This is a genomic window from Serratia sp. NGAS9, from assembly GCF_009905295.1.
Taxonomy (GTDB): Bacteria; Pseudomonadota; Gammaproteobacteria; order Enterobacterales; family Enterobacteriaceae; genus Serratia; species Serratia bockelmannii.
On record NZ_CP047605.1, the window covers coordinates 5,134,399 to 5,155,009 of the forward strand.

Sequence of the window (20,611 nt, forward strand, 5' to 3'; positions counted from 1 at the left end):
TGATGTGTGGAATTGTAGGCGCAGTAGCGCAACGTGATATCGCAGAAATCCTGTTGGAAGGTTTACGTCGTCTTGAGTACCGCGGTTATGACTCCGCCGGTCTGGCGGTGGTCGATGAAAAAGGCAACGTCAGCCGCCTGCGTCGCGTAGGCAAGGTACAAAAACTGGCCGAAGCGGCGGAGCAAACCGATCTGCACGGCGGTACCGGCATCGCTCACACCCGCTGGGCAACTCACGGTGAACCGACCGAAGCGAACGCGCACCCGCATGTTTCCGACTACATTACCGTGGTGCATAACGGCATCATCGAAAACCACGAACCGCTGCGCGAGCTGCTGATCGAACGTGGTTACCGTTTCAGCTCCGAAACCGACACCGAAGTGATCGCGCACCTGGTGCACTGGGAACAGTTGCAGGGCGGTACGCTGCTGGAAGTGGTTCAGCGCGTGATCCCACAGCTGCGCGGCGCTTACGGCACCGTGGTGATGGACAGCCGCGATCCGAGCGTATTGGTCGCGGCGCGCTCCGGCAGCCCGCTGGTTATCGGCCGCGGCGTTGGGGAAAACTTCATCGCCTCCGATCAGCTGGCGCTGCTGCCGGTCACCCGCCGCTTCATCTTCCTGGAAGAAGGCGACGTGGTGGAAGTGACTCGCCGCACCGTCAACATCTTCGACAAGCAGGGCAACGCCATCGAGCGTCCTGAGATCGAATCCCAGGTGCAGTATGACGCCGGCGACAAGGGCGCTTACCGTCACTACATGCAAAAAGAGATCTACGAACAGCCGCTGGCGCTGAAAAACACCCTGGAAGGGCGTTTCAGCCATGGCCAAATCAACCTGAGCGAGCTGGGCCCGCACGCCGACGAGCTGCTGGCCAAGGTGCAACACGTGCAGATCATCGCCTGTGGCACTTCTTACCACTCCGGGATGGTGGCGCGCTACTGGTTTGAAGCGTTGGCCGGCGTGCCGTGCGACGTCGAGATCGCGTCCGAATTCCGTTACCGCAAATCGGCGGTGCGTCCGGGCAGCCTGATCATCACCCTGTCGCAGTCCGGTGAAACCGCCGACACGTTAGCGGCGCTGCGCTTGTCCAAAGAGCTGGGTTATCTTGGTTCGCTGGCCGTTTGTAACGTTGCGGGCTCTTCGCTGGTGCGTGAATCCGATCTGGCGTTGATGACCAAAGCGGGCACGGAAATCGGCGTAGCCTCGACCAAAGCCTTCACCACGCAGCTCACCGTGCTGTTGATGCTGGTGGCGCGCCTGGGCCGCCTGAAAGGCATGGCGGAAAGCGTGGAGCAGGAGATCGTGCACGGCCTGCAGGCGCTGCCGGCGCGTATCGAGCAGATGCTGTCGATGGATAAAGAGATCGAAGCGCTGGCGGAAGGCTTCTCCGACAAGCACCATGCGCTGTTCCTCGGCCGCGGCGATCAGTATCCGATCGCCATGGAAGGGGCGCTGAAGCTGAAAGAGATCTCCTATATTCACGCCGAAGCTTATGCGGCGGGCGAGTTGAAACACGGCCCGCTGGCGCTGATCGACGCCGATATGCCGGTGATCGTGGTGGCGCCAAACAACGAACTGCTGGAAAAGCTGAAGTCCAACATTGAAGAAGTGCGCGCGCGCGGCGGCCAGCTGTACGTGTTCGCCGATCAGGACGCCGGCTTTGTCAGCAGCGAAGGCATGACCATCATTCCTCTGCCGCACGTCGAGGAAATCGTCGCGCCGATCTTCTACACCGTGCCGTTGCAGCTGCTGTCTTACCACGTGGCGCTGATCAAAGGCACCGACGTTGACCAGCCACGCAACCTGGCGAAGTCTGTCACCGTAGAGTAATTTGCCGCAGGTAAACTGCAAAAGCCGGCCTTCGCGCCGGCTTTTTTCATGAGCGGCCTTAAAGATGACAGCGCGACCGATTCGGCGATAAACGTTGTCATATTCAAGCGGATAGGCCGCGCCAAAACGGTTTTTTTATTGCTTGGAAAATGTGCTGCTTCACAGCTAACTTTTTGATTTATAGATAAAACAATACCCATCAAACGCACTGTAATATAACTGTCATATTGCGTACATTTTTCTGTCACCAAACTGTCCTATTTTCCCTCCTGCAGCAATACTTACTCTGATTAAAACGACTCGAAGTCGATTTTAAGTATCCCATTAGGAGGGATTATGAAACTGATGCGTACCACCGTCGCCAGTATTGTGGCAGCGACCTTCTCCCTGACCGCCGTGTCCGCGTTCGCTGCTGCCAGCCTGACCGGTGCAGGTGCGACATTCCCCGCTCCGGTTTACGCCAAGTGGGCAGATTCTTATCAGAAAGAAACCGGCAACAAAGTTAACTATCAGGGCATCGGCTCCTCTGGCGGCGTGAAGCAAATCGTGGCCAACACCGTTGACTTTGGCGCTTCCGATGCTCCGCTGTCTGACGACAAACTGGCGGCCGATGGCCTGTTCCAGTTCCCGACCGTGATCGGCGGCGTGGTACTGGCGGTGAATATCCCGGGCATCAAATCCGGCGAACTGACGCTGGACGGTAAAACCCTGGGTGATATCTACCTGGGCAACGTCAAAAAGTGGAACGATCCGGCTATCACCAAGCTGAACCCAGGCGTGAAACTGCCTGACCAGAACATCGCCGTGGTGCGCCGCGCCGACGGTTCCGGCACCTCGTTCGTGTTCACCAGCTACCTGTCCAAGGTGAATGCGCAGTGGAAAGAGAAGATCGGCGCCGGTTCTACCGTTAACTGGCCGACCGGTCTGGGCGGCAAAGGCAACGACGGCATCGCCGCCTTCGTTCAGCGTCTGCCTGGCTCTATCGGCTACGTAGAATACGCTTACGCCAAGCAGAACAACCTGGCTTACACCAAGCTGGTGTCCGCCGACGGCAAACCGGTCAGCCCGACCGAAGAGAGCTTCAGCAACGCCGCCAAAGGTGCGGATTGGAGCAAAACCTTCGCTCAGGATCTGACTGACCAGAAAGGCGACAACGTGTGGCCAATCACCTCCACCACCTTCATCCTGGTGCACAAAGAGCAGAAAAACCCTGCTCAGGGCGCCGAAGTGCTGAAGTTCTTCGACTGGGCCTACAAAACCGGTGCAAAACAAGCTAACGAGCTGGATTACGCCACCCTGCCGACAGAAGTGGTTGAGCAGGTGCGCGCGGCCTGGAAAACCAACGTAAAAGACAGTTCAGGTAAAGCGCTGTACTAACAACGCAGGGGCGCGGGTTCGCCGCGCCCCACACAGTTCTTCAGGCTCCGATCCCGGTTGGGGCTGCCAGGGTTCAAACAGAGAGTAATCTATGGCTGAGTACAAGCCGACCATCAAAGCACCGGGCAAAAACGGTGACATCATTTTCAGCGCGCTGGTGAGACTGGCTGCGCTGATTACCCTATTGTTGCTGGGCGGCATCATCGTTTCGCTGATCTTCGCCTCCTGGCCAAGCATGCAGAAATTCGGCTTCGCCTTCCTGTGGACCAAAGAGTGGGACGCACCGGCGGAGCAGTTCGGCGCGCTGGTGCCGATCTACGGTACCGTGGTCACCTCGCTCATCGCGCTGATCATCGCCGTGCCGGTGAGTTTCGGCATCGCGCTGTTCCTGACCGAACTGGCGCCGAACTGGTTGAAGCGGCCGCTGGGCATCGCCATTGAGCTGCTGGCGGCCATCCCAAGCATCGTCTACGGCATGTGGGGCCTGTTTGTGTTCGCCCCGCTGTTCGCCGAATACTTCCAGACGCCGGTGGGCGACGTGCTGTCAGGCATTCCTATCGTCGGCGAGCTGTTCTCCGGCCCGGCCTTCGGCATCGGTATCCTGGCCGCCGGGGTGATCCTGGCGATCATGATCATTCCTTACATCGCTGCGGTTATGCGCGACGTGTTCGAACAGACGCCGGTAATGATGAAAGAGTCGGCCTACGGCATCGGCTGCACCACTTGGGAAGTCATCTGGCGCATCGTGCTGCCGTTCACCAAAAACGGCGTCATCGGCGGCGTGATGCTGGGCCTGGGCCGTGCGCTGGGGGAAACCATGGCGGTGACCTTTATCATCGGCAACACCTACCAGCTCGACAGCGCTTCGCTGTATATGCCGGGCAACAGCATCACCTCGGCGCTGGCCAACGAATTCGCCGAAGCTGAGTCCGGCGTGCACACCGCGGCGTTGATGGAGCTGGGCCTGATTCTGTTTGTTATCACCTTTATCGTGCTGGCGCTGTCGAAACTGATGATCATGCGTCTGGCCAAGAATGAGGGGCGTTAACATGGCGACGATGGATATGCAAAACGCAGTCGTTCTGGCGGAAAGCCGCCGCAAAATGCAGGCCTGGCGCCGGCAGAAAAACCGCCTCGCGCTGTTCCTGTCGATGGCGACCATGGCGTTCGGGTTGTTCTGGCTGATCTGGATCCTGATCGCCACCGTCACCAAAGGCTTCGACGGCATGTCGCTGGCGCTGTTCACCGAGATGACCCCGCCGCCGAATACCGCAGGCGGCGGCTTGGCCAACGCTATCGCCGGCAGCGGCCTGTTGATCCTGTGGGCGACCCTTTTCGGTACGCCGCTGGGCATCATGGCCGGCATCTACCTGGCGGAATACGGCCGTAAATCCTGGCTGGCGGAAGTGATCCGCTTTATCAACGACATTCTGCTGTCCGCACCGTCGATCGTGGTGGGCCTGTTCGTTTACACCATCGTGGTGGCGAAGATGGAACACTTCTCCGGCTGGGCCGGCATCGTGGCGCTGGCGCTGCTGCAGGTGCCGATCGTCATTCGTACCACCGAGAACATGCTGAAACTGGTACCGGATACGCTGCGCGAGGCCGCTTATGCCCTGGGTACGCCGAAATGGCGCATGATTTCCGCCATCACGCTGAAGGCGTCGGTGTCCGGCATCATCACCGGCGTGCTGCTGGCGATTGCACGCATCGCGGGGGAAACCGCACCGCTGCTGTTCACTTCGCTGTCGAACCAGTTCTGGAGCACCGACCTGATGCAGCCGATCGCCAACCTGCCGGTGACCATCTTCAAATTCGCCATGAGCCCGTTCGCCGAATGGCAACAGCTGGCCTGGGCCGGGGTGCTGTTGATCACCCTGTGCGTACTGTTACTGAATATCCTGGCGCGCGTGGTTTTCGCCAAGAAAAAGCATTCATAAAATTTTGAGCGCCGCTTTGGCGGCGCTGATGAAAAGAGAGAAGTCTTGATGAGTATGGTTACTGACGCTTCCAGCAGCAAAATTCAGGTACGCGATCTGAACTTCTACTATGGCAAATTCCATGCGCTGAAGAACATCACGCTGGATATCGCCAAGAACAAGGTCACCGCGTTTATCGGCCCGTCCGGCTGCGGCAAATCTACCCTGCTGCGCACCTTCAACAAGATGTACCAGCTGTACCCGGAACAGCGTGCGGAAGGCGGCATCCTGCTGGACGGCCAGAACATCCTGACCGACAACTCGGATATCGCGCTGCTGCGTGCCAAGGTCGGCATGGTGTTCCAGAAGCCGACGCCGTTCCCGATGTCGATTTACGACAACATCGCCTTCGGCGTTCGCCTGTTTGAAAAGCTGTCGCGCGCCGATATGGACGAGCGCGTGCAGTGGGCGCTGACCAAGGCGGCGCTGTGGAATGAAACCAAGGACAAGCTGCACCAGAGCGGCTACAGCCTCTCCGGCGGCCAGCAGCAGCGTTTGTGCATCGCCCGCGGCATCGCCATTCGTCCGGAAGTGTTGTTGCTGGATGAGCCTTGCTCGGCGCTGGATCCGATCTCCACCGGCAAGATTGAAGAGCTGATCAGCGAGCTGAAGGCTGATTACACCGTGGTGATCGTGACGCACAACATGCAGCAGGCGGCGCGCTGCTCCGACTCTACCGCATTTATGTATCTGGGCGAGCTGATCGAGTTCAGTGATACTGATAACCTGTTCACTGCGCCGCAGAAAAAGCAGACTGAAGACTACATCACTGGCCGTTATGGTTGATAGGAAGCATCATGGATAACCTGAATTTAAACAAACACATTTCCGGCCAGTTCAACGCAGAGCTCGAGCATATCCGCACCCAGGTGCTGACCATGGGCGGGCTGGTGGAGCAGCAGCTGACCGACGCCATCACCGCGATGCACAATCAGGATGGCGAGCTGGCCAAGCGCGTGATCGAAGGCGACGCCAAGGTCAACATGATGGAAGTGGCGATCGATGAAGCTTGCGTGCGCATTATCGCCAAGCGCCAGCCGACCGCCAGCGATCTGCGTCTGGTGATGGCGATCATCAAAACCATTTCCGAGCTGGAGCGCATCGGCGACGTGGCGGACAAGATCTGCCGCACCGCGCTGGAGAAGTTCTCGCACCAGCACCAGCCGCTGCTGGTCAGCCTGGAGTCGCTGGGGCGCCACACCGTGCAGATGCTGCACGACGTGCTGGACGCCTTCGCGCGCATGGATCTGGACGAGGCGATCCGTATTTACCGGGAAGATAAAAAAGTCGACCAGGAATACGAAGGCATCGTGCGTCAGCTGATGACCTACATGATGGAAGATTCGCGCACCATTCCGAGCGTGCTGACCGCGCTGTTCTGCGCCCGTTCTATCGAGCGTATCGGCGACCGCTGCCAGAACATCTGCGAATTTATCTTCTATTTCGTCAAAGGGCAGGATTTCCGTCATTTGGGTGGCGATGCCCTGGAAAAGCTGCTCTCCCCGGGCGGTAAAGACGACAAAGTCGACTAACCCTTTCCGGGTAATATCCTTCAAAGGCGCGGTTTCCCGCGCCTTTATTCCATCTTAAGCGCGTAAAGATAAAAAGGTTATAAATATAGCTTTTTATATTATTTCCTGACCTATGTGGCGCTTGCTAGCTTATCCGCCAGCAGGACATCAACCACTTAGGAGCTTTCTATGAAACATCGCGCTTTGGCCTTAACGTTGTTAGCCAGTCTGACCGGCCTCGCCGCCGGTGCCGCGCACGCGGACAAACTTGACGATATCAAGCAAGCCGGCGTGGTGCGCATCGCGGTGTTCGACAGCAACCCGCCGTTCGGCTACATCGATCCGCAGAGCAAGAAGCTGGTGGGCTACGATGTGGATGTCGCCGACGCGATCGGCAAAGCGCTGGGGGTGAAAGTGGAGCTGCGCGCCACCAACCCGGCCAACCGCATTCCGCTGCTGGTGTCGAAGAAGGTTGACCTGATTGCCGCCAACTTCACCATTACCGACGAGCGCGCCAAGGAAGTGAACTTCAGCGTGCCGTACTTCGCCACTGGCCAGAAATTCATCGCCCGCAAAGGCGTGTTGAAAACGCCGGAAGACATCAAGAAGCTGCGCATCGGCGCGGATAAGGGCACGGTGCAGGAAATCACCCTGCGCGAGCGTTTCCCGACGGCGAAAGTGATCTCCTACGATGATACCCCGCTGGCGTTCGTGGCGCTGCGTAACGGCAACGTGCAGGCGATCACTCAGGACGACGCCAAGCTGGTCGGCCTGCTCGGCAACCTGCCGGCGGCGCAAAAGGCGGAGTTTGAAATTTCGCCGTTCAGCCTGACCAAAGAGTATCAGGGCGTCGGCATTCCCAAGGGTGAAGATCGCCTGACCGCCGCGGTGAACGAGACGCTGATCAAGCTGGAAAAAGACGGCGAAGCGGTTAAGATTTACGATCGCTGGTTCGGGCCGGAAACCCAATCCGCTCAACCGCGCGGCGATTTCAAAATCGCGCCTTTGGATCAGCAACCAAAAGCCTGACTTAACCGCTTGCGGTGAGATAGGCACGGAGGGGCGCAGCTTGCTGCGCCCCTGATGCATTCTGCAAGACAAGGATTGAACATGAACCTGGACTGGCTGCTGGCGCCGCAATACCTGAGCTGGCTGTGGCACGGCTTTCTGCTGACGCTGTGGCTTTCCGCCTGCGCGGGCCTGGCGGCCACGTTGCTGGGCTTTGTGCTGGCGGCGATGCGCGACAGCAGCCTGCGGCCGTTGCGTTGGCTGGCGATGGGGTACAGCTCGCTGTTTCGCAATACGCCGCTGCTGGTGCAGCTGTTCTTCTGGTACTTCGCCGCCGGGCAGATCCTGCCGTCCGCCGCCATGCAGTGGCTGAACAGCTCACATCAGGTCGGCCCGCTTGAGTGGCCGTCGTTCGAGTTTCTCGCCGGTTTCTTTGGCCTGACGCTCTACTCCACCGCCTTTATCGCCGAAGAGATCCGCTCCGGCATTCGCGGCGTCGCCGGCGGGCAGAAATATGCCGCTCAGGCGCTGGGACTGACCGGCTGGCAGGCGATGCGCTACGTGGTGTTGCCGCAGGCGCTGAAAATCGCGCTGCCGCCGCTGCTGGGGCAATACATGAACGTGATCAAGAACTCGTCGCTGACCATGGCGATCGGCGTTGCCGAACTCTCTTACGCCTCGCGTCAGGTCGAAACCGAAACCCTGCGCACCTTCCAGGCGTTCGGCGTGGCGACGGTGCTGTATATCGCCATCATCGCGCTGCTGGAAGGTTGGGGCATGTGGCGACAACAGCGTAAACCGCTGGGAGGACATTGAGATGGATTTCAGCGTGATTCACGACAACCTGGGTTACCTGCTGTGGGGCACCTGGCCGGACGGGCCGCTGGGTGGCGCGGCGCTGACGTTGGCGATCAGCCTGATGGCCGGCGTGGCCTCGGCGGTGCTCGGCACCTTACTCGGCGTGGCGCTGGCGATGTCACGCGGCGTCGCCGCCGGGCTGCTGGCGGCGGTGTTGGGCTTTTTCCGCGCCATTCCGGTCATCATGCTGATCTTCTGGACCTATTTCCTGCTGCCGATGGTGTTTGGCGTCGAGATCCCGGAAATCACTACCGTGGTGTGCGCGCTGGCGCTGATCGCCTCGGCCTATCTGGCCCATGCAGTGAAGGCCGGCATCGCCGCGATCGGCCCCGGCCAGTGGCAGGCTGGGCTTTCTCTGGGGCTGACGCGTTGGCAGACGCTGCGCATGATCGTGCTGCCGCAGGCGCTGCGCATGATGGTGCCGTCGTTCATCAACCAGTGGATCTCTCTGATCAAGGACACCTCGCTGGCTTATATCGTCGGCGTTGGCGAACTGACCTTCCTGGCGACCCAGGTCAACAACCGCAGCATGGTCTATCCGATGGAAGTGTTCCTGTTCGTGGCGCTGGTCTACTTCGTGTTCTGCCTGGCGCTCGATCTGCTGGCCAACGCGGTCAACCGCCGCTTCGGCGCGCAAACCCGCGCGCTGAAACGGTCCTGGCGCTGGTGGCGCAACAAGCCGCCGTTGCCGGCCAGTTAATCGGCCGTGAGCCGCCAGCCGCGTTCGCGCCACAGCGCGGGCAGTTGGGCCAGGTCGTCAAACGTGGTCACCAGCGGGTGGTCAATCGGCGGGTTATGCGGATCGGCGCAGAAGTAAAAGACCGGGATGCCGGCATGGATGCCGGCCTGCGCGCCGGCGGGCGAATCGTCCACCAGGATGCAGCGCGTCACCGGCACCTGCATCTGTTCGGCGGCGTGAAACACGATCGCCGGATCCGGCTTCCAGCGCTGAATGTCATAGCCGCTGAATAACCGGTCATCAAAATAAGGCAGCATGCCGGTTAGGCCGAGCGAATGCTGCATCTTGCTGACCGGCCCGTTGGAGACGGTGCAGACAGGCACCGTTATCTGCGCCAGCAGCTCACGGGCGCCGGCAATCTGTTGCAGTTCGCTGTCGAACAACCGCGCCACTTCCTGCCGATACAGCGGCTCCAGTGTCTCTTTGGCCAGGTCAGTGCCCTGCTCGGCGTTGACCCGATCGATGATCTCGTACAGCTTCACCCCTTTGTATTTCTTGAATACCTCTTCCAGCGACAGATGAATGCCGTAGTGGGCGAACATGTGCACATAGGCTTTGCTGCACAGCACTTCGCTGTCTACCAGCGTGCCATCGCAGTCGAACAAAATGCAGTCAATCTGATTCATGCGGGACAGGTTCCTTCGGGTTAACGCCGCTGAGGCCGCTCAGCGATCATTTGATCAGGTTACGCGCCTTGAGATCGTGCAAAATTAGCGCGGCGACGTGTGAGCACTGCGGCAGATCGCGACTGTCGCACCACTTCAGCTCGGCGATTTCGGCGGCCGGCTGCAGCTGCCCGGTAAAGTCGGCCTGGTAGCAGCGAATGCGCACCTGGGTGCCGTCCTGCTTGCCGTCCGCCGGGCCGGTGAATTCGCCGTAAAACGCGATGGATTGCGACAGCAGCGCAACGGTCAGCTCTTCGTCGATTTCGCGGCACAGCGCCTGTTCGTCGGTTTCGCCCGCTTCGCGCTTTCCGCCCGGCATATAAAACAGCGTCTTATTGTGTGAGCGCACCAGCGCCACTTTGTCATCTTTCAGCGCGATCAACGCCAGCTTATCGATAAAGGTCGAAGACATGCGGATTCCTGTTTTTAACGGATAGGGATAGAGGGGCGATAGGCCATTTTATCGGCCGTGCCGGCAAACGGCAACGCAGCGGGCGGCAAGGGGGATGAATGCCTGTAAATACAAGCCGTTGACGCGTTTAGCCGTAAAGACGGCGAAAAAAACCTGTGACCGACATCAAAAGCCCCACTTTTTGTTATAGGATAGCCGGCGACTGTCCATTCCCATTTTCGGAATTCTGATAATGACCAAACCAGTATCTGGCCTTGACGCTGAGCAAGGCTTGCTTGGGCGCGTGTTTAAACTCAAGCAACATGGCACGACGGCGCGTACGGAAACGATTGCCGGTATCACCACCTTTCTCACCATGGTGTATATCGTGTTCGTTAACCCGCAAATTTTGGGCGCGGCGGGCATGGATACCCAGGCGGTATTTGTCACCACCTGTTTGATCGCCGCCTTCGGCAGCATCTTTATGGGCCTGCTGGCGAACCTGCCGGTGGCGCTGGCGCCGGCGATGGGCCTGAACGCCTTCTTCGCCTTCGTGGTGGTCGGCGCGATGGGCATCTCCTGGCAGGTGGGCATGGGCGCCATCTTCTGGGGGGCGGTCGGCCTGCTGTTGCTGACCATTTTCCGCATTCGCTATTGGATGATCGCTAACATTCCGGTCAGCCTGCGGGTCGGCATTACCAGCGGCATCGGTCTGTTCATCGGCATGATGGGGCTGAAAAACGCCGGCATCGTAGTGGCTAACCCGGACACGCTGGTGACCATCGGCAGCCTGACCTCGCACAACGTGCTGCTGGGGGCGCTCGGCTTCTTCATCATCGCCGTGCTCTCTTCGCGTAACTTCCACGCGGCGGTGCTGGTGTCGATCGTGGTCACCACCCTGATCGGCTGGATGCTGGGCGACGTGAAATACGGTGGCCTGTTCTCCCTGCCGCCGAGTATCACCTCGGTGGTGGGCCAGGTCGACGTGGCCGGCGCGCTGAACATCGGGCTGGCCGGGGTTATCTTCTCGTTTATGCTGGTGAACCTGTTCGACTCTTCCGGCACCCTGATCGGCGTTACCGATAAAGCCGGCCTGACCGACAACCAGGGCAAATTCCCGCGTATGAAGCAGGCGTTGTACGTTGACAGCATCAGCTCAGTGGCCGGTTCGCTGGCGGGTACCTCTTCCGTGACCGCTTACATCGAAAGCTCGTCCGGCGTCGCCGTCGGCGGCCGCACCGGTTTGACGGCGGTGGTCACTGGCCTGCTGTTCCTGCTGGTGATCTTCCTGTCGCCGTTGGCGGGTATGGTGCCGGCTTACGCTGCCGCCGGCGCGCTGATCTATGTCGGTGTACTGATGACCTCCAGCCTGGCGCGGGTGAAGTGGGACGATCTGACCGAAGCGGTACCGGCATTTGTCACCGCGGTGATGATGCCGTTCAGTTTCTCGATCACCGAAGGTATCGCGCTCGGCTTTATCTCCTACTGCGTGATGAAGCTCGGCACCGGCCGCTGGCGTGAAATCAGCCCGTGCGTGGTGGTGGTGGCGCTGCTGTTCGTACTGAAAATCGTCTTTGTCGACGGCCATTGACAGCCAAAGGGCCGACGTCTGTCGGCCCTGAACGCTAGACTCCCGGCGTCGCGTCCGGCGCCTGGTCCAACACCCACTGCAACGGCCGCCTGAAGCGCGCCTGCCAACTGCCGGCGGCATCCTCGCCCTGGGCGAAGTGCAGCGTCTCTACCTGGTTATCCTCTCCAAACAGATTGGCGAAGTGCAACGCCAGCGCCTGCTCACTGAAGTTCTGCCGATCGTAATACGCCATCACGATTTTCTTTTGCGCCGCCAGCGACTGCTGGGCCGGCTTGATCTCCCCGTTGGGGGCGATCAGGAGCGCGCCGGCGTAAAACTGCGGGTACTTCGCGATCAGGTTGGCGGCGTGCAGTGCACCCTGGCCGCGGGCGCTGAGGTAAATCCGTTGGGTATTCAGCTTTAGCTGCGGAGCCAGCTGTTGCAGCGTACGCTGAATGGCGGTTTGGGTGCTCTCATCGCTGTAATTCGACCAGCGGAAGCTGTTTTCCGACAGCATCTGCGTGCCGTTGATCTCGATGTAGGCTACGCCCATTTCGCCGAACAGCAGCCGTTCTTCGGGGCTGATAGCGGCGGCTTTGCCGTAGGTATGCAGGAAGATCACCGTTGGCCAGCCTTCGGGCGGCGCTTCGCCGTCCGGCATCGCGTAGCTGGCTTTGCCTTCATAGCGGCGAGCGTGCTGCAGATAGCGCGCTTTGGTGGCGGCCAAAATGGATTGGTAGGTGGCGGAATGTTGAATGCTGTTGAAGGCGTCGTCCTCCAGCAGGTTGTAGTAGTACCACAGGCCGCGGTCGGCGCTCAGCTGCAGGTAGCGTTCCGCCAGCTCGGTTTGCCCTTTCTCTGCCGACGACACCGCCAACTGGTAGGGCGCCCAGACATTGCGGCCGTCTTCGCGCATCAGCGTCAGGTACAGCGACATGGCGCCCAGCTTTTTGTCTTCCTGGTTTTGCGCGGATCGCGACAGCTGGGCGTTGAGCGCACTGTGTGCCGGCAGCTCCAGCGGTTCTTCACCGGCGGGATAACGCATGTCTGCGGCGAAAGCGGGACTGGTGATGGAAACAAAAAATAACGCTAAAATGAAAAAATACATGATGCTATGGCTTTAATTTTCAATGAATTGACGGACTTCATGTCCTGTTGCGGCGCCCGGTGGGCGCCGCGAGACGGTCACTCCACGCGGCGAATAAAATCGCTGAACGCGGACAGCTGGCCGGTCAGGAAGTCCAGCGTTCCCTGATCGCTCAGTTCACCGGCCTGTTCATCGACCTTGCTCTGGATCACGCCGCCCATAAACTCAGGCTTGTTCATTACCATCGCATCGAGGAATACCAGGATCTGGCGCAGATGGTATTGGCAGCGCGCGCCGCCGATCGGCCCCATCGAGCTGGTTTGAATGGCGACCGGCTTGCCGGCCAGCGGCTGATTCGGCAAGCGAGACAGCCAGTCGATGGCGTTCTTCAACCCGCCGGGCACGGAATAGTTATATTCAGGGGTGACGATGATCACGCCGTCGGCCTGGCGGATCTGTTCGGCGATCGCCTCGACAGCGGCAGGGAAGCCTTCACCCTGTTGCATGTCGGCGTCGTACAGTGGGATATCGCGGATGGAAGGTAGCGCTTCAATGGTGACGCCCTGCGGAGCCAGCCCTGGCAGGGCGCGGGCCACCATGGCGTTGTAAGAGCCTTTACGCAGGCTGCCGAGCAGAGTGACGATTTTTAAGGCTTGGTCTGACATGATGATTCTCCCTTTCGAATGAGCAGATTCAGCGTACAACATGGGCGAATAGTAGGCTAAAGCGCGGGTCGAGAATAGGCGATTGCTCAACATTTAGCTGTCTTTACAATTTAATCCAGCGACTCGAGCGGTAAAGACAGCGTTATCCGCTTTGCGCCGCGTTAACCGGGCGTCTTCAGGCCCGTCAGTTTAACGAAGCGCGAGGACGCCGCCGGGCTGCGCGGTGAGATTTCCCCGTCTTTGTGCAGTCCACCGCGCTCTTCGTAGCGCCAGCACAGCAGGCGATCCAGCCCAGGGCTGCCGGCGCAGGCCCAGCTCAGGTATTCGTCGGCGTCGCTCATCACCTGAACGTCCGGCGTGGCACTGGAGCGCAGGTGGCCGGAGAAGGGATGCAGACGCAGCGTAGACTGGCCGCTGTTACCGAGGCCGGAAATTTTCAGCACGCTTTGCCGGATGCTCCACAGCTGAGTTTCTGCCTCCAGCCGATCGTCCTGCGCACCGATCCAGGCACTTTCCGCCGGTGTCTGATGCGCGTGTTGCAGCGCGCTTTGCCGGGTGCCGCGCGCCCGCATCACTTCGATATCCAGTCCGACCTTGCCCTCGTCGCTAAGCAGTACGCCCACGGTGTTGCTGGCGTAGGCGAGGCTAAAATCGGGCAGCTGATGATCGGCGAAACAGGGGCGGCCGGTCGGCGTGGTGGCTATAGGGGGGAGCGTCGGCAAGCCGTACAGGTAGAACATCATTTCGGCGAGCAGAATGCGCCCTTGCAGGTAGCGCGTGCGGCGCTTAACGGAAAAGGTGCGGGTGGCGGCTATCACTTCGTCGGAGAGTCTCTGGGTATCCAGGACAGCGGAGGCCGGGGTCCATCGGGCAAAATGACACGCCATTGTTCACTCCATGACAGAGGGTCGCTAAGAACGCAGGGGTGTTAGATTAAGACTAAGTTGAGGATTTATCATCAAAAAACACTATGCGGATTATCCTATTTATTAACGATGGAAGAGGTATCGTCCGACGCGGCATCGCTCCACCATTGGATCATTGATGCGTTCGGTGCCAAATCAAAGTATGGCTTGCCCAGCAAGTGATTGAGGATGCGCGCTGAACGCCAGGCCATCAGGCTCAGTCCGCCTTCTGCGCTGCCGTGGCTGTGTATCCCGGCATTTACCGCATAAATTCGATTTTGCTCCGGCCCGAGCCATTCAAGATTAAAATTCGGCAGCAGCGGTAGATGCTGCTTCGAATCGAGCGGGATGCGCGGCACCAAGGGTTTCAGGTACGCGGGCAGAGAGGCGCGATAGCCGGTGGCGAGAATGACGATATCAGCCCTGAAACTTTCCCGGCGATTTTCCAGACCGTGAAGCGTGCGCAGATGAAAAGCCTCATCCATTGATTCGACGGTCAGTAGAGTACGATGGGGCAGTAAACGCACATTGCGTGTCTGGCGCATCACGTCAAAACGCATATAAAGCTCACGGTACAAGGTTCGCAGCGTATGATTGCTGATGCCGTCTGCCGGCAATTTCTGTGTTTTGATTTCACGTGCGCGGATCTCGGCCGGCAGCGTATAGAAATAGTCGACGTATTCAGGAGTGAAATATTCGTTGGTGAAGGGGGACTCGTCCAGCGGCTGAAAATTGGGACGACGCGAGAGCCAATCCAGCTGTGCCGGCTCGCCCCAGTGTCCCTGCAACGCGTTCAAAAAAACATCGGCGCCGCTTTGGCCGCCGCCCACCACCATAACCCGCTTGCCGCTGAAGTCTGGATTGCGCAGGGCTATTTCGGCGGCATGCATGCAGTTTTCACCCAGCGCCGGGTAAAATGCTTCCGGCAACCAAGGGTCATGTCCGGTACCCAGACAGATATTTTTCGCCCACAGGGTCTGGTTGTGGGTACATACCTTGAACAAACCTTTTTCATCGTCGAAATCAATACGCTCTACGGACTGTGAAAACTGTAGCCCGTCTAACCTTTCGCAGGCCCAACTCAGGTAGTCGGAGAATTCTTCCCGGCTGATAATTTGCTGCTCGGTGATTAAAAAACGATAAATTTTTTTCTGTTCGACCAAGTAATTAATAAATGAAAATTGGCTGCGTGGGCTGACGGCGGTAACCAGATCTTGAAGTACATAGGTTTGCATATAAGCTGAGGGCAGCAGCATACCGGGATGCCAACGGAAGCTGGCGTTACGATCGAGAAAGGTATAATTGACGGCGCCGCTTTCGGCGGCCAGAGCGGCCAGACTGAGATTGAAAGGCCCCAATCCCACGCCGATCAAGTCTAAAGGTTCGTTCATGTAAGCTTATCTCTCACGCAGCAAAATTGATGAGATAAGCTTAGGTGAGTTTTGATGCCGCCGGGAGAAGTAACATGCGGGCGCCGAGTAGGATACGGCGCTCGCCGTCGATTATTTCCCGATACAGAAGCTTGAGAAGATACGGCCCAGCAGATCGTCGGAGGTGAATTCGCCGGTGATTTCACTTAGGGCCAGCTGCGCCTGGCGCAGTTCCTCGGCCAGCAGCTCCCCCGCGTAAGCGCTCACTAACTGTTCTTTACCCTGCACCAGGTGCTGTGCCGCCAATTCCAGCGCCTGCAGGTGGCGACGGCGCGCCAGAAAGCCGCCTTCCATATTGCTGGTGAAGCCCATGCTCTGTTTAAGATGATCGCGCAGCACATCGACGCCTTCGCCGGTGCGGGCCGACAGGCGAATAAGTGAGTGGTTATTCACTTCCGTCAGACCCAGCGTTTCACCGGTGATGTCGGCCTTGTTGCGCACCACGGTGATCGGCAGCGTGCCTGGCAGGCGCGCCATAAACTCCGGCCAGATCGCCGCCGGCTCGGTGGCGGCGGTGGTGGTGCCGTCAACCATAAACAGCACTCTGTCGGCCTGTTCAATCTCGTTCCACGCACGTTCGATGCCGATACGCTCAACTTCGTCGCTGGCGTCGCGCAGGCCGGCTGTATCGATGATGTGCAGCGGCATGCCGTCGATATGGATATGTTCGCGCAAGACGTCGCGGGTGGTGCCGGCGATATCGGTGACGATCGCCGCCTCGCGCCCGGCCAACGCATTGAGCAGGCTGGATTTACCTGCGTTGGGGCGCCCGGCGATCACCACCTTCATCCCTTCGCGCAGCAGGCTGCCCTGGCGCGCTTCGCCGCGCACGTTGTCCAGATCCGCCATTACGTCGTTGAGCTGCGCCTCGATTTTACCGTCGGACAGGAAATCAATTTCCTCATCCGGGAAGTCGATCGCCGCTTCCACGTAGATTCGCAAGTGAGTGAGCGCTTCCACGAGCTGGTGGATGCGGGTGGAGAACGCACCCTGCAGCGAGTTCATCGCCGAACGCGCCGCCTGCTCGGAGCTGGCGTCGATCAGATCGGCAATCGCTTCGGCCTGCGCCAAATCGAGTTTGTCGTTGAGGAACGCGCGTTCGGAGAACTCGCCGGGCCGTGCGATGCGCACGTCAGGGAGCGCCAGCACGCGCTTGAGCAACAGATCGAGGATCACCGGCCCGCCGTGGCCCTGCAGTTCCAGCACGTCTTCGCCGGTAAAGGAGTTCGGCCCCGGGAACCACAGCGCGATGCCCTGATCGAGGGTGGCGCCCGTGGCGTCGCGGAACGGCAGATAGTCAGCGTAGCGCGGCTTCGGCAGCTTGCCGAGCAACGCCTGGGCGACGTCTTTGGCCTTGCTTCCGGAAATGCGCAGAATGCCGACGCCGCCGCGTCCCGGCGGGGTGGCTTGGGCAACGATGGTATCGGTGGTGCTCATAACGGTTCTCTCTGACGATTAAGATGCAAAAAGGCGGTCTAATGACCGCCTTTGGGGTGACTGCAAGGGTCGGCGCGCCGAACCCCTACAATACGCTTAGCTTTTTTTCTTGTCGCGGCTGTGCAGACCGCGTTTTTCCAGACCACGGTAAATCAGCTGCTGCTGCAGGATGGTCACCAGGTTACTGACGATGTAATACAGCACCAGACCGGACGGGAACCACAGGAAGAACACTGTGAAGATCACCGGCATGAAGGTCATGATTTTCTGCTGCATCGGGTCAGTCACGGTGGTTGGCGACATCTTCTGAATGAAGAACATCGTCACGCCCATCAGGATTGGCAGGATGTAGTACGGGTCTTGCGCCGACAGGTCATGGATCCACAGGGCGAACGGCGCGTGGCGCAGCTCGACCGAGCCCATCAGCATGTAGTACAGCGCCAGGAAGATCGGCATCTGAATGATCAGCGGCAGGCAGCCGCCGAGCGGGTTCACTTTCTCCGACTTGTACAGCGCCATCATCTCTTGGCTCATGCGCTGTTTGTCATCGCCGATGCGCTCGCGCATCGCCTGCAGCTTCGGCTGCAGCATGCGCATTTTCGCCATCGAGGTGTACTGCGCCTTGGTCAGCGGGTACATGATGCCGCGCACGATGAAGGTGATGATGATGATGGAGAAGCCCCAGTTACCGATAAAGCCGTGGATGAACTTCAGCAGTTTGAACAGCGGCTGGGAGATGAACCACAGCCAGCCGTAATCCACGGTCAGATCCAGGTGCGGCGCCAACTGGGCCATCTGATCCTGCAGCTCCGGGCCGACCCACAGGGTCGCGTTCAGCTGCTGCTGAGCGCCCGGCTGCACCACGACCGGCGTAGATTTGAAGCCGATGGTGGACAGGTTGTCACCCGGTTTGGCGGTGTAGAAGGTGTTGTCACCCTTGGTCGCCGGTACCCACGCGGTGGCGAAGTACTGCTGCAGCATGGCGACCCAACCGTCTTTGGTGGTGACGCTCAGGTTTTCGTCTTTGTCGAACGCGTATTTCTGGTACTTGTCCTCGCTGGACGAGTACGCCGCGCCGCGGAAGGTGTGCAGCGCGAAGTTGCTGCTGCCGGTGTCGCGGTGCTTAGGCAATTCGGTGGTCTGCTTCAGCTGGCCGAACAGGGTCAGCTCCAGCGGCGTCGCGCCTTTATTGTCGATGCTGTAATCCACGCCGACCGCATAGTGATTGCGTTTGAGCACGAAGGTCTTGGTGTAGATCGCGCCGTCTTTATCGGTGTAGGTCAGCGGGATGCGCAGCTCGTCCTGGCCTTCCGGCAGGGTGTAGCTGTCCTGCGCCGCCTGATACAGCGGGCGCTCGCCGTTGGCCGGGTTGTCCGGGCCGTTTTTACCGGTCAGGCCGCTTTGTGCCTGATAGACGAACGACGGAGTGGTTTCCAGCAGTTGGAACGGAGTCGATGAACCCAGGGTATCCGGGTAGGCCAACAGTTTAGCCTGCTCGATATCGCCACCACGGGTGTTGATGGTCAGTGACAGCACGTCGGTGTTCACGGTAATCAGCTTACCCTGACCACTGGCTGGCACGGCCTGGCTGGCGGCATCACCGGCTACTGCGTTCGAAGTCTGTTGCGTGGTCTGTGCGGCCGGCTGCGGAGCATTGTCCGTTTGCCATGCCTGCCAGATCATGAAAGACACGAACAGCAGAGCGATGAGGAGAAGATTGCGTTGCGAATCCATCGTTAGTGTTCTCTGTTATCGTCGGTTTTTGGCGGCACCGGATCATCGCCACCTGGGTTCAAAGGGTGGCATTTTAATACGCGTTTCAATGCTAACCAACTGCCTTTTATCATGCCAAACCTGCTTAATGCCTCAATTGCGTAATGAGAGCATGTCGGCTGGAAGCGACAACGAGGCCCTAGCAGCGGACTGATGACGAGCTGATAGGCCCGCACCAGCCCGATCAGGATGCGGGAGCCTGGCGACAGTGGCGACGCCATAATTTATCCAAAGCTTCCGTCAGCGCGCGGTTATCCAAATCCGCTATCCCCTTTTTGGCCACCACGACAAAATCCATCGCCGGTAATTCGTGCTGACGCAAGCGGAAGCTTTCGCGGGTTAGGCGTTTGATCCGATTACGCTCGTGCGCGCGTTTGACGTGTTTTTTGGCGACGGTAAGACCGATGCGGGGATGCCCCAGCTGGTTCAGGCGGCCGAGGATGGTGATTTGCGGCGTGCCAGCCCGTTGTGGCTGCTGGAAGACGAAAGTGAAATGAGTGGGAGTTAACAAACGTAACTCCCTGGGAAAAGCGAGCTTAACCACTCAGCGGGTTAGCTTTATTACTTAGAAACAGTCAGACGAGCACGGCCTTTCGCACGACGGCGGGCCAGAACTTGACGACCATTTTTGGTGGCCATACGAGCACGGAAACCGTGGCTACGGTTGCGCTTCAATACGGACGGTTGGAAAGTGCGTTTCATAGCGATTTCTACCTAAACTTAAAATAATTACTGATCAGTAAACGCGTTTGGCTACTCGGCGTGAAGATGACCGACGCCTCAATCGCAATACATAAAGAAGCGGGATTGTAATAATTGTACAGTCCTGAGTCAATTCGCATCGCGCCAGCCTACCTGGTTGTCTGCCAATAACGGAACAAAATCCGGTCTTGGCCCGTGGTCACCGCAGAATCCTGTCTGGCTAATGACGCACCATAAGGAACCAGGTATCACACGTAGGGCGAAGATTATACGGACTCGGGGTGAAATCGCAAGGATCCCCGTGAGATCCTTTGCGCGCGATCCCAGGATCCGACGTGGATAACAGGGTATAACCGGTTGACAATGTAAAAAACGCGGCGCAGCGGCCGGGATCTGCGCGGTCATTCGGCGTTGGCGGTGAAAAGATCGCCGCCGGCCGCGGCCTGTGGATAAAATGGATCTAATCTGTGAGGAAGGGGAGGATCTCTTGCTCGGATTGCGCTATGATCCGTCATTCCGATCGCGATCCCTCATGCCGGGATCGTGAGGGACACAAACCGTGAAAGGCGGTTCGCATCCCCCACAGGCAAACAGCCGATGCCGGGTATGTGTCAAAAATCATGAGTTATAAAAAAGTTGCCCGTTTCTTTTCTTTATTGATCTTGTTCGAGTGGAGTCCGCC

The 20,611-nt window shown here is 58.9% G+C and carries 21 protein-coding genes; 10 read left to right on the plus strand and 11 right to left on the minus strand.

From position 1 onward, the window contains the following. The first annotated feature begins 2 nt into the window (after positions 1–2). The 9 genes from glmS to GUC32_RS24360 all read left to right on the plus strand — a co-directional run bounded on the left by glmS (position 3) and on the right by GUC32_RS24360 (position 9,265). Entirely contained in the window at positions 3–1,832 is a 1,830-nt protein-coding gene (gene glmS, locus GUC32_RS24320) for a glutamine--fructose-6-phosphate transaminase (isomerizing) (RefSeq protein WP_043140722.1), read from the plus strand. A 336-nt stretch (positions 1,833–2,168) separates the two neighbouring features. Continuing rightward, positions 2,169–3,209 (plus strand): phosphate ABC transporter substrate-binding protein PstS, encoded by a 1,041-nt coding sequence (gene pstS, locus GUC32_RS24325; protein WP_164099858.1) that lies wholly within the window; start codon positions 2,169–2,171, stop codon positions 3,207–3,209. A gap of 91 nt (positions 3,210–3,300) precedes the next feature. Beyond that, positions 3,301–4,257 carry a phosphate ABC transporter permease PstC gene (gene pstC / locus GUC32_RS24330; protein WP_016929615.1) on the plus strand — a complete coding sequence of 319 codons (957 nt, stop codon included), beginning with the start codon at positions 3,301–3,303 and terminating at the stop codon, positions 4,255–4,257. Position 4,258: 1 nt separating this feature from the next. Further along, a complete protein-coding gene (pstA, locus tag GUC32_RS24335) occupies positions 4,259–5,149 on the plus strand; it encodes a phosphate ABC transporter permease PstA (RefSeq protein WP_025304746.1) in 891 nt (296 codons plus the stop codon). Between the two features lie 48 nt (positions 5,150–5,197). After that, positions 5,198–5,974: a phosphate ABC transporter ATP-binding protein PstB gene (gene pstB / locus GUC32_RS24340; RefSeq protein WP_004933831.1), complete on the plus strand. Its 777-nt coding sequence runs from the start codon at positions 5,198–5,200 to the stop codon at positions 5,972–5,974. A gap of 11 nt (positions 5,975–5,985) precedes the next feature. Beyond that, the gene (phoU, locus tag GUC32_RS24345; protein WP_369435477.1) at positions 5,986–6,720 is read left to right on the plus strand and encodes a phosphate signaling complex protein PhoU; all 735 of its coding nucleotides are present in this window, start codon (positions 5,986–5,988) and stop codon (positions 6,718–6,720) included. A 168-nt stretch (positions 6,721–6,888) separates the two neighbouring features. Continuing rightward, positions 6,889–7,728 carry an ABC transporter substrate-binding protein gene (locus GUC32_RS24350; RefSeq protein ID WP_019455482.1) on the plus strand — a complete coding sequence of 280 codons (840 nt, stop codon included), beginning with the start codon at positions 6,889–6,891 and terminating at the stop codon, positions 7,726–7,728. An 81-nt stretch (positions 7,729–7,809) separates the two neighbouring features. Beyond that, positions 7,810–8,523 (plus strand): amino acid ABC transporter permease, encoded by a 714-nt coding sequence (locus GUC32_RS24355; RefSeq protein ID WP_025304748.1) that lies wholly within the window; start codon positions 7,810–7,812, stop codon positions 8,521–8,523. A gap of 1 nt (position 8,524) precedes the next feature. Further along, positions 8,525–9,265, plus strand: a complete 741-nt coding sequence (locus GUC32_RS24360) for an amino acid ABC transporter permease (protein WP_004933841.1) — start codon at positions 8,525–8,527, stop codon at positions 9,263–9,265. On the opposite strand, the gene yieH is transcribed toward GUC32_RS24360, so the two are convergent. Together yieH and GUC32_RS24370 are read right to left on the minus strand one after the other, a co-directional pair. Then, positions 9,262–9,930, minus strand: coding sequence for a 6-phosphogluconate phosphatase (gene yieH, locus GUC32_RS24365; RefSeq protein ID WP_025304749.1), 669 nt, complete (start codon positions 9,928–9,930; stop codon positions 9,262–9,264). The genes GUC32_RS24360 and yieH overlap by 4 nt on opposite strands. Positions 9,931–9,976: 46 nt before the next feature. Continuing rightward, a complete protein-coding gene (locus GUC32_RS24370) occupies positions 9,977–10,381 on the minus strand; it encodes an NUDIX domain-containing protein (protein ID WP_016929609.1) in 405 nt (134 codons plus the stop codon). A gap of 232 nt (positions 10,382–10,613) precedes the next feature. Here GUC32_RS24370 and GUC32_RS24375 point away from each other — a divergent pair, with 232 nt between their 5' ends. Then, a complete protein-coding gene (locus tag GUC32_RS24375) occupies positions 10,614–11,951 on the plus strand; it encodes an NCS2 family permease (RefSeq protein WP_004933851.1) in 1,338 nt (445 codons plus the stop codon). Between the two features lie 34 nt (positions 11,952–11,985). Here the strand turns inward: GUC32_RS24375 and GUC32_RS24380 are convergent, their stop codons facing one another. From GUC32_RS24380 to rpmH, 9 genes are all read right to left on the minus strand, one after another. Next, the gene (locus GUC32_RS24380) at positions 11,986–13,038 is read right to left on the minus strand and encodes a hypothetical protein (protein ID WP_025304751.1); all 1,053 of its coding nucleotides are present in this window, start codon (positions 13,036–13,038) and stop codon (positions 11,986–11,988) included. 77 nt (positions 13,039–13,115) lie between these two features. Continuing rightward, positions 13,116–13,682, minus strand: coding sequence for an NADPH-dependent FMN reductase (locus tag GUC32_RS24385; protein WP_025304752.1), 567 nt, complete (start codon positions 13,680–13,682; stop codon positions 13,116–13,118). 161 nt (positions 13,683–13,843) lie between these two features. After that, on the minus strand, positions 13,844–14,569 hold the full coding sequence (locus GUC32_RS24390; protein ID WP_025304753.1) for a 4'-phosphopantetheinyl transferase superfamily protein: 726 nt from the start codon (positions 14,567–14,569) through the stop codon (positions 13,844–13,846). A gap of 95 nt (positions 14,570–14,664) precedes the next feature. Continuing rightward, the gene (locus tag GUC32_RS24395; protein WP_025304754.1) at positions 14,665–15,978 is read right to left on the minus strand and encodes a lysine N(6)-hydroxylase/L-ornithine N(5)-oxygenase family protein; all 1,314 of its coding nucleotides are present in this window, start codon (positions 15,976–15,978) and stop codon (positions 14,665–14,667) included. Between the two features lie 111 nt (positions 15,979–16,089). Next, complete coding sequence (gene mnmE, locus GUC32_RS24400) at positions 16,090–17,454, minus strand: tRNA uridine-5-carboxymethylaminomethyl(34) synthesis GTPase MnmE (protein ID WP_025304755.1); 1,365 nt, start codon at positions 17,452–17,454, stop codon at positions 16,090–16,092. Positions 17,455–17,550: 96 nt separating this feature from the next. Beyond that, a complete protein-coding gene (yidC, locus tag GUC32_RS24405) occupies positions 17,551–19,188 on the minus strand; it encodes a membrane protein insertase YidC (RefSeq protein ID WP_025304756.1) in 1,638 nt (545 codons plus the stop codon). Positions 19,189–19,190: 2 nt separating this feature from the next. Continuing rightward, complete coding sequence (yidD, locus tag GUC32_RS24410; RefSeq protein WP_004933881.1) at positions 19,191–19,448, minus strand: membrane protein insertion efficiency factor YidD; 258 nt, start codon at positions 19,446–19,448, stop codon at positions 19,191–19,193. Continuing rightward, a complete protein-coding gene (gene rnpA / locus GUC32_RS24415) occupies positions 19,412–19,771 on the minus strand; it encodes a ribonuclease P protein component (protein WP_004933883.1) in 360 nt (119 codons plus the stop codon). Before rnpA ends, yidD begins: the two co-directional genes overlap by 37 nt. Before the next feature lie 17 nt (positions 19,772–19,788). After that, positions 19,789–19,929, minus strand: coding sequence for a 50S ribosomal protein L34 (gene rpmH / locus GUC32_RS24420; protein WP_000831330.1), 141 nt, complete (start codon positions 19,927–19,929; stop codon positions 19,789–19,791). Between the last annotated feature and the right edge of the window lie 682 nt (positions 19,930–20,611).

Coding starts and splice junctions, on each gene's coding strand:
- glmS (WP_043140722.1), top strand. CDS start 3: ATGTGTGGAATTGTAGGCGCAGTAGCGCAACGTGATATCGCAGAAATC.
- pstS (WP_164099858.1), top strand. CDS start 2,169: ATGAAACTGATGCGTACCACCGTCGCCAGTATTGTGGCAGCGACCTTC.
- pstC (WP_016929615.1), top strand. CDS start 3,301: ATGGCTGAGTACAAGCCGACCATCAAAGCACCGGGCAAAAACGGTGAC.
- pstA (WP_025304746.1), top strand. CDS start 4,259: ATGGCGACGATGGATATGCAAAACGCAGTCGTTCTGGCGGAAAGCCGC.
- pstB (WP_004933831.1), top strand. CDS start 5,198: ATGAGTATGGTTACTGACGCTTCCAGCAGCAAAATTCAGGTACGCGAT.
- phoU (WP_369435477.1), top strand. CDS start 5,986: ATGGATAACCTGAATTTAAACAAACACATTTCCGGCCAGTTCAACGCA.
- GUC32_RS24350 (WP_019455482.1), top strand. CDS start 6,889: ATGAAACATCGCGCTTTGGCCTTAACGTTGTTAGCCAGTCTGACCGGC.
- GUC32_RS24355 (WP_025304748.1), top strand. CDS start 7,810: ATGAACCTGGACTGGCTGCTGGCGCCGCAATACCTGAGCTGGCTGTGG.
- GUC32_RS24360 (WP_004933841.1), top strand. CDS start 8,525: ATGGATTTCAGCGTGATTCACGACAACCTGGGTTACCTGCTGTGGGGC.
- yieH (WP_025304749.1), bottom strand. CDS start 9,930: ATGAATCAGATTGACTGCATTTTGTTCGACTGCGATGGCACGCTGGTA.
- GUC32_RS24370 (WP_016929609.1), bottom strand. CDS start 10,381: ATGTCTTCGACCTTTATCGATAAGCTGGCGTTGATCGCGCTGAAAGAT.
- GUC32_RS24375 (WP_004933851.1), top strand. CDS start 10,614: ATGACCAAACCAGTATCTGGCCTTGACGCTGAGCAAGGCTTGCTTGGG.
- GUC32_RS24380 (WP_025304751.1), bottom strand. CDS start 13,038: ATGTATTTTTTCATTTTAGCGTTATTTTTTGTTTCCATCACCAGTCCC.
- GUC32_RS24385 (WP_025304752.1), bottom strand. CDS start 13,682: ATGTCAGACCAAGCCTTAAAAATCGTCACTCTGCTCGGCAGCCTGCGT.
- GUC32_RS24390 (WP_025304753.1), bottom strand. CDS start 14,569: ATGGCGTGTCATTTTGCCCGATGGACCCCGGCCTCCGCTGTCCTGGAT.
- GUC32_RS24395 (WP_025304754.1), bottom strand. CDS start 15,978: ATGAACGAACCTTTAGACTTGATCGGCGTGGGATTGGGGCCTTTCAAT.
- mnmE (WP_025304755.1), bottom strand. CDS start 17,454: ATGAGCACCACCGATACCATCGTTGCCCAAGCCACCCCGCCGGGACGC.
- yidC (WP_025304756.1), bottom strand. CDS start 19,188: ATGGATTCGCAACGCAATCTTCTCCTCATCGCTCTGCTGTTCGTGTCT.
- yidD (WP_004933881.1), bottom strand. CDS start 19,448: ATGGCGTCGCCACTGTCGCCAGGCTCCCGCATCCTGATCGGGCTGGTG.
- rpmH (WP_000831330.1), bottom strand. CDS start 19,929: ATGAAACGCACTTTCCAACCGTCCGTATTGAAGCGCAACCGTAGCCAC.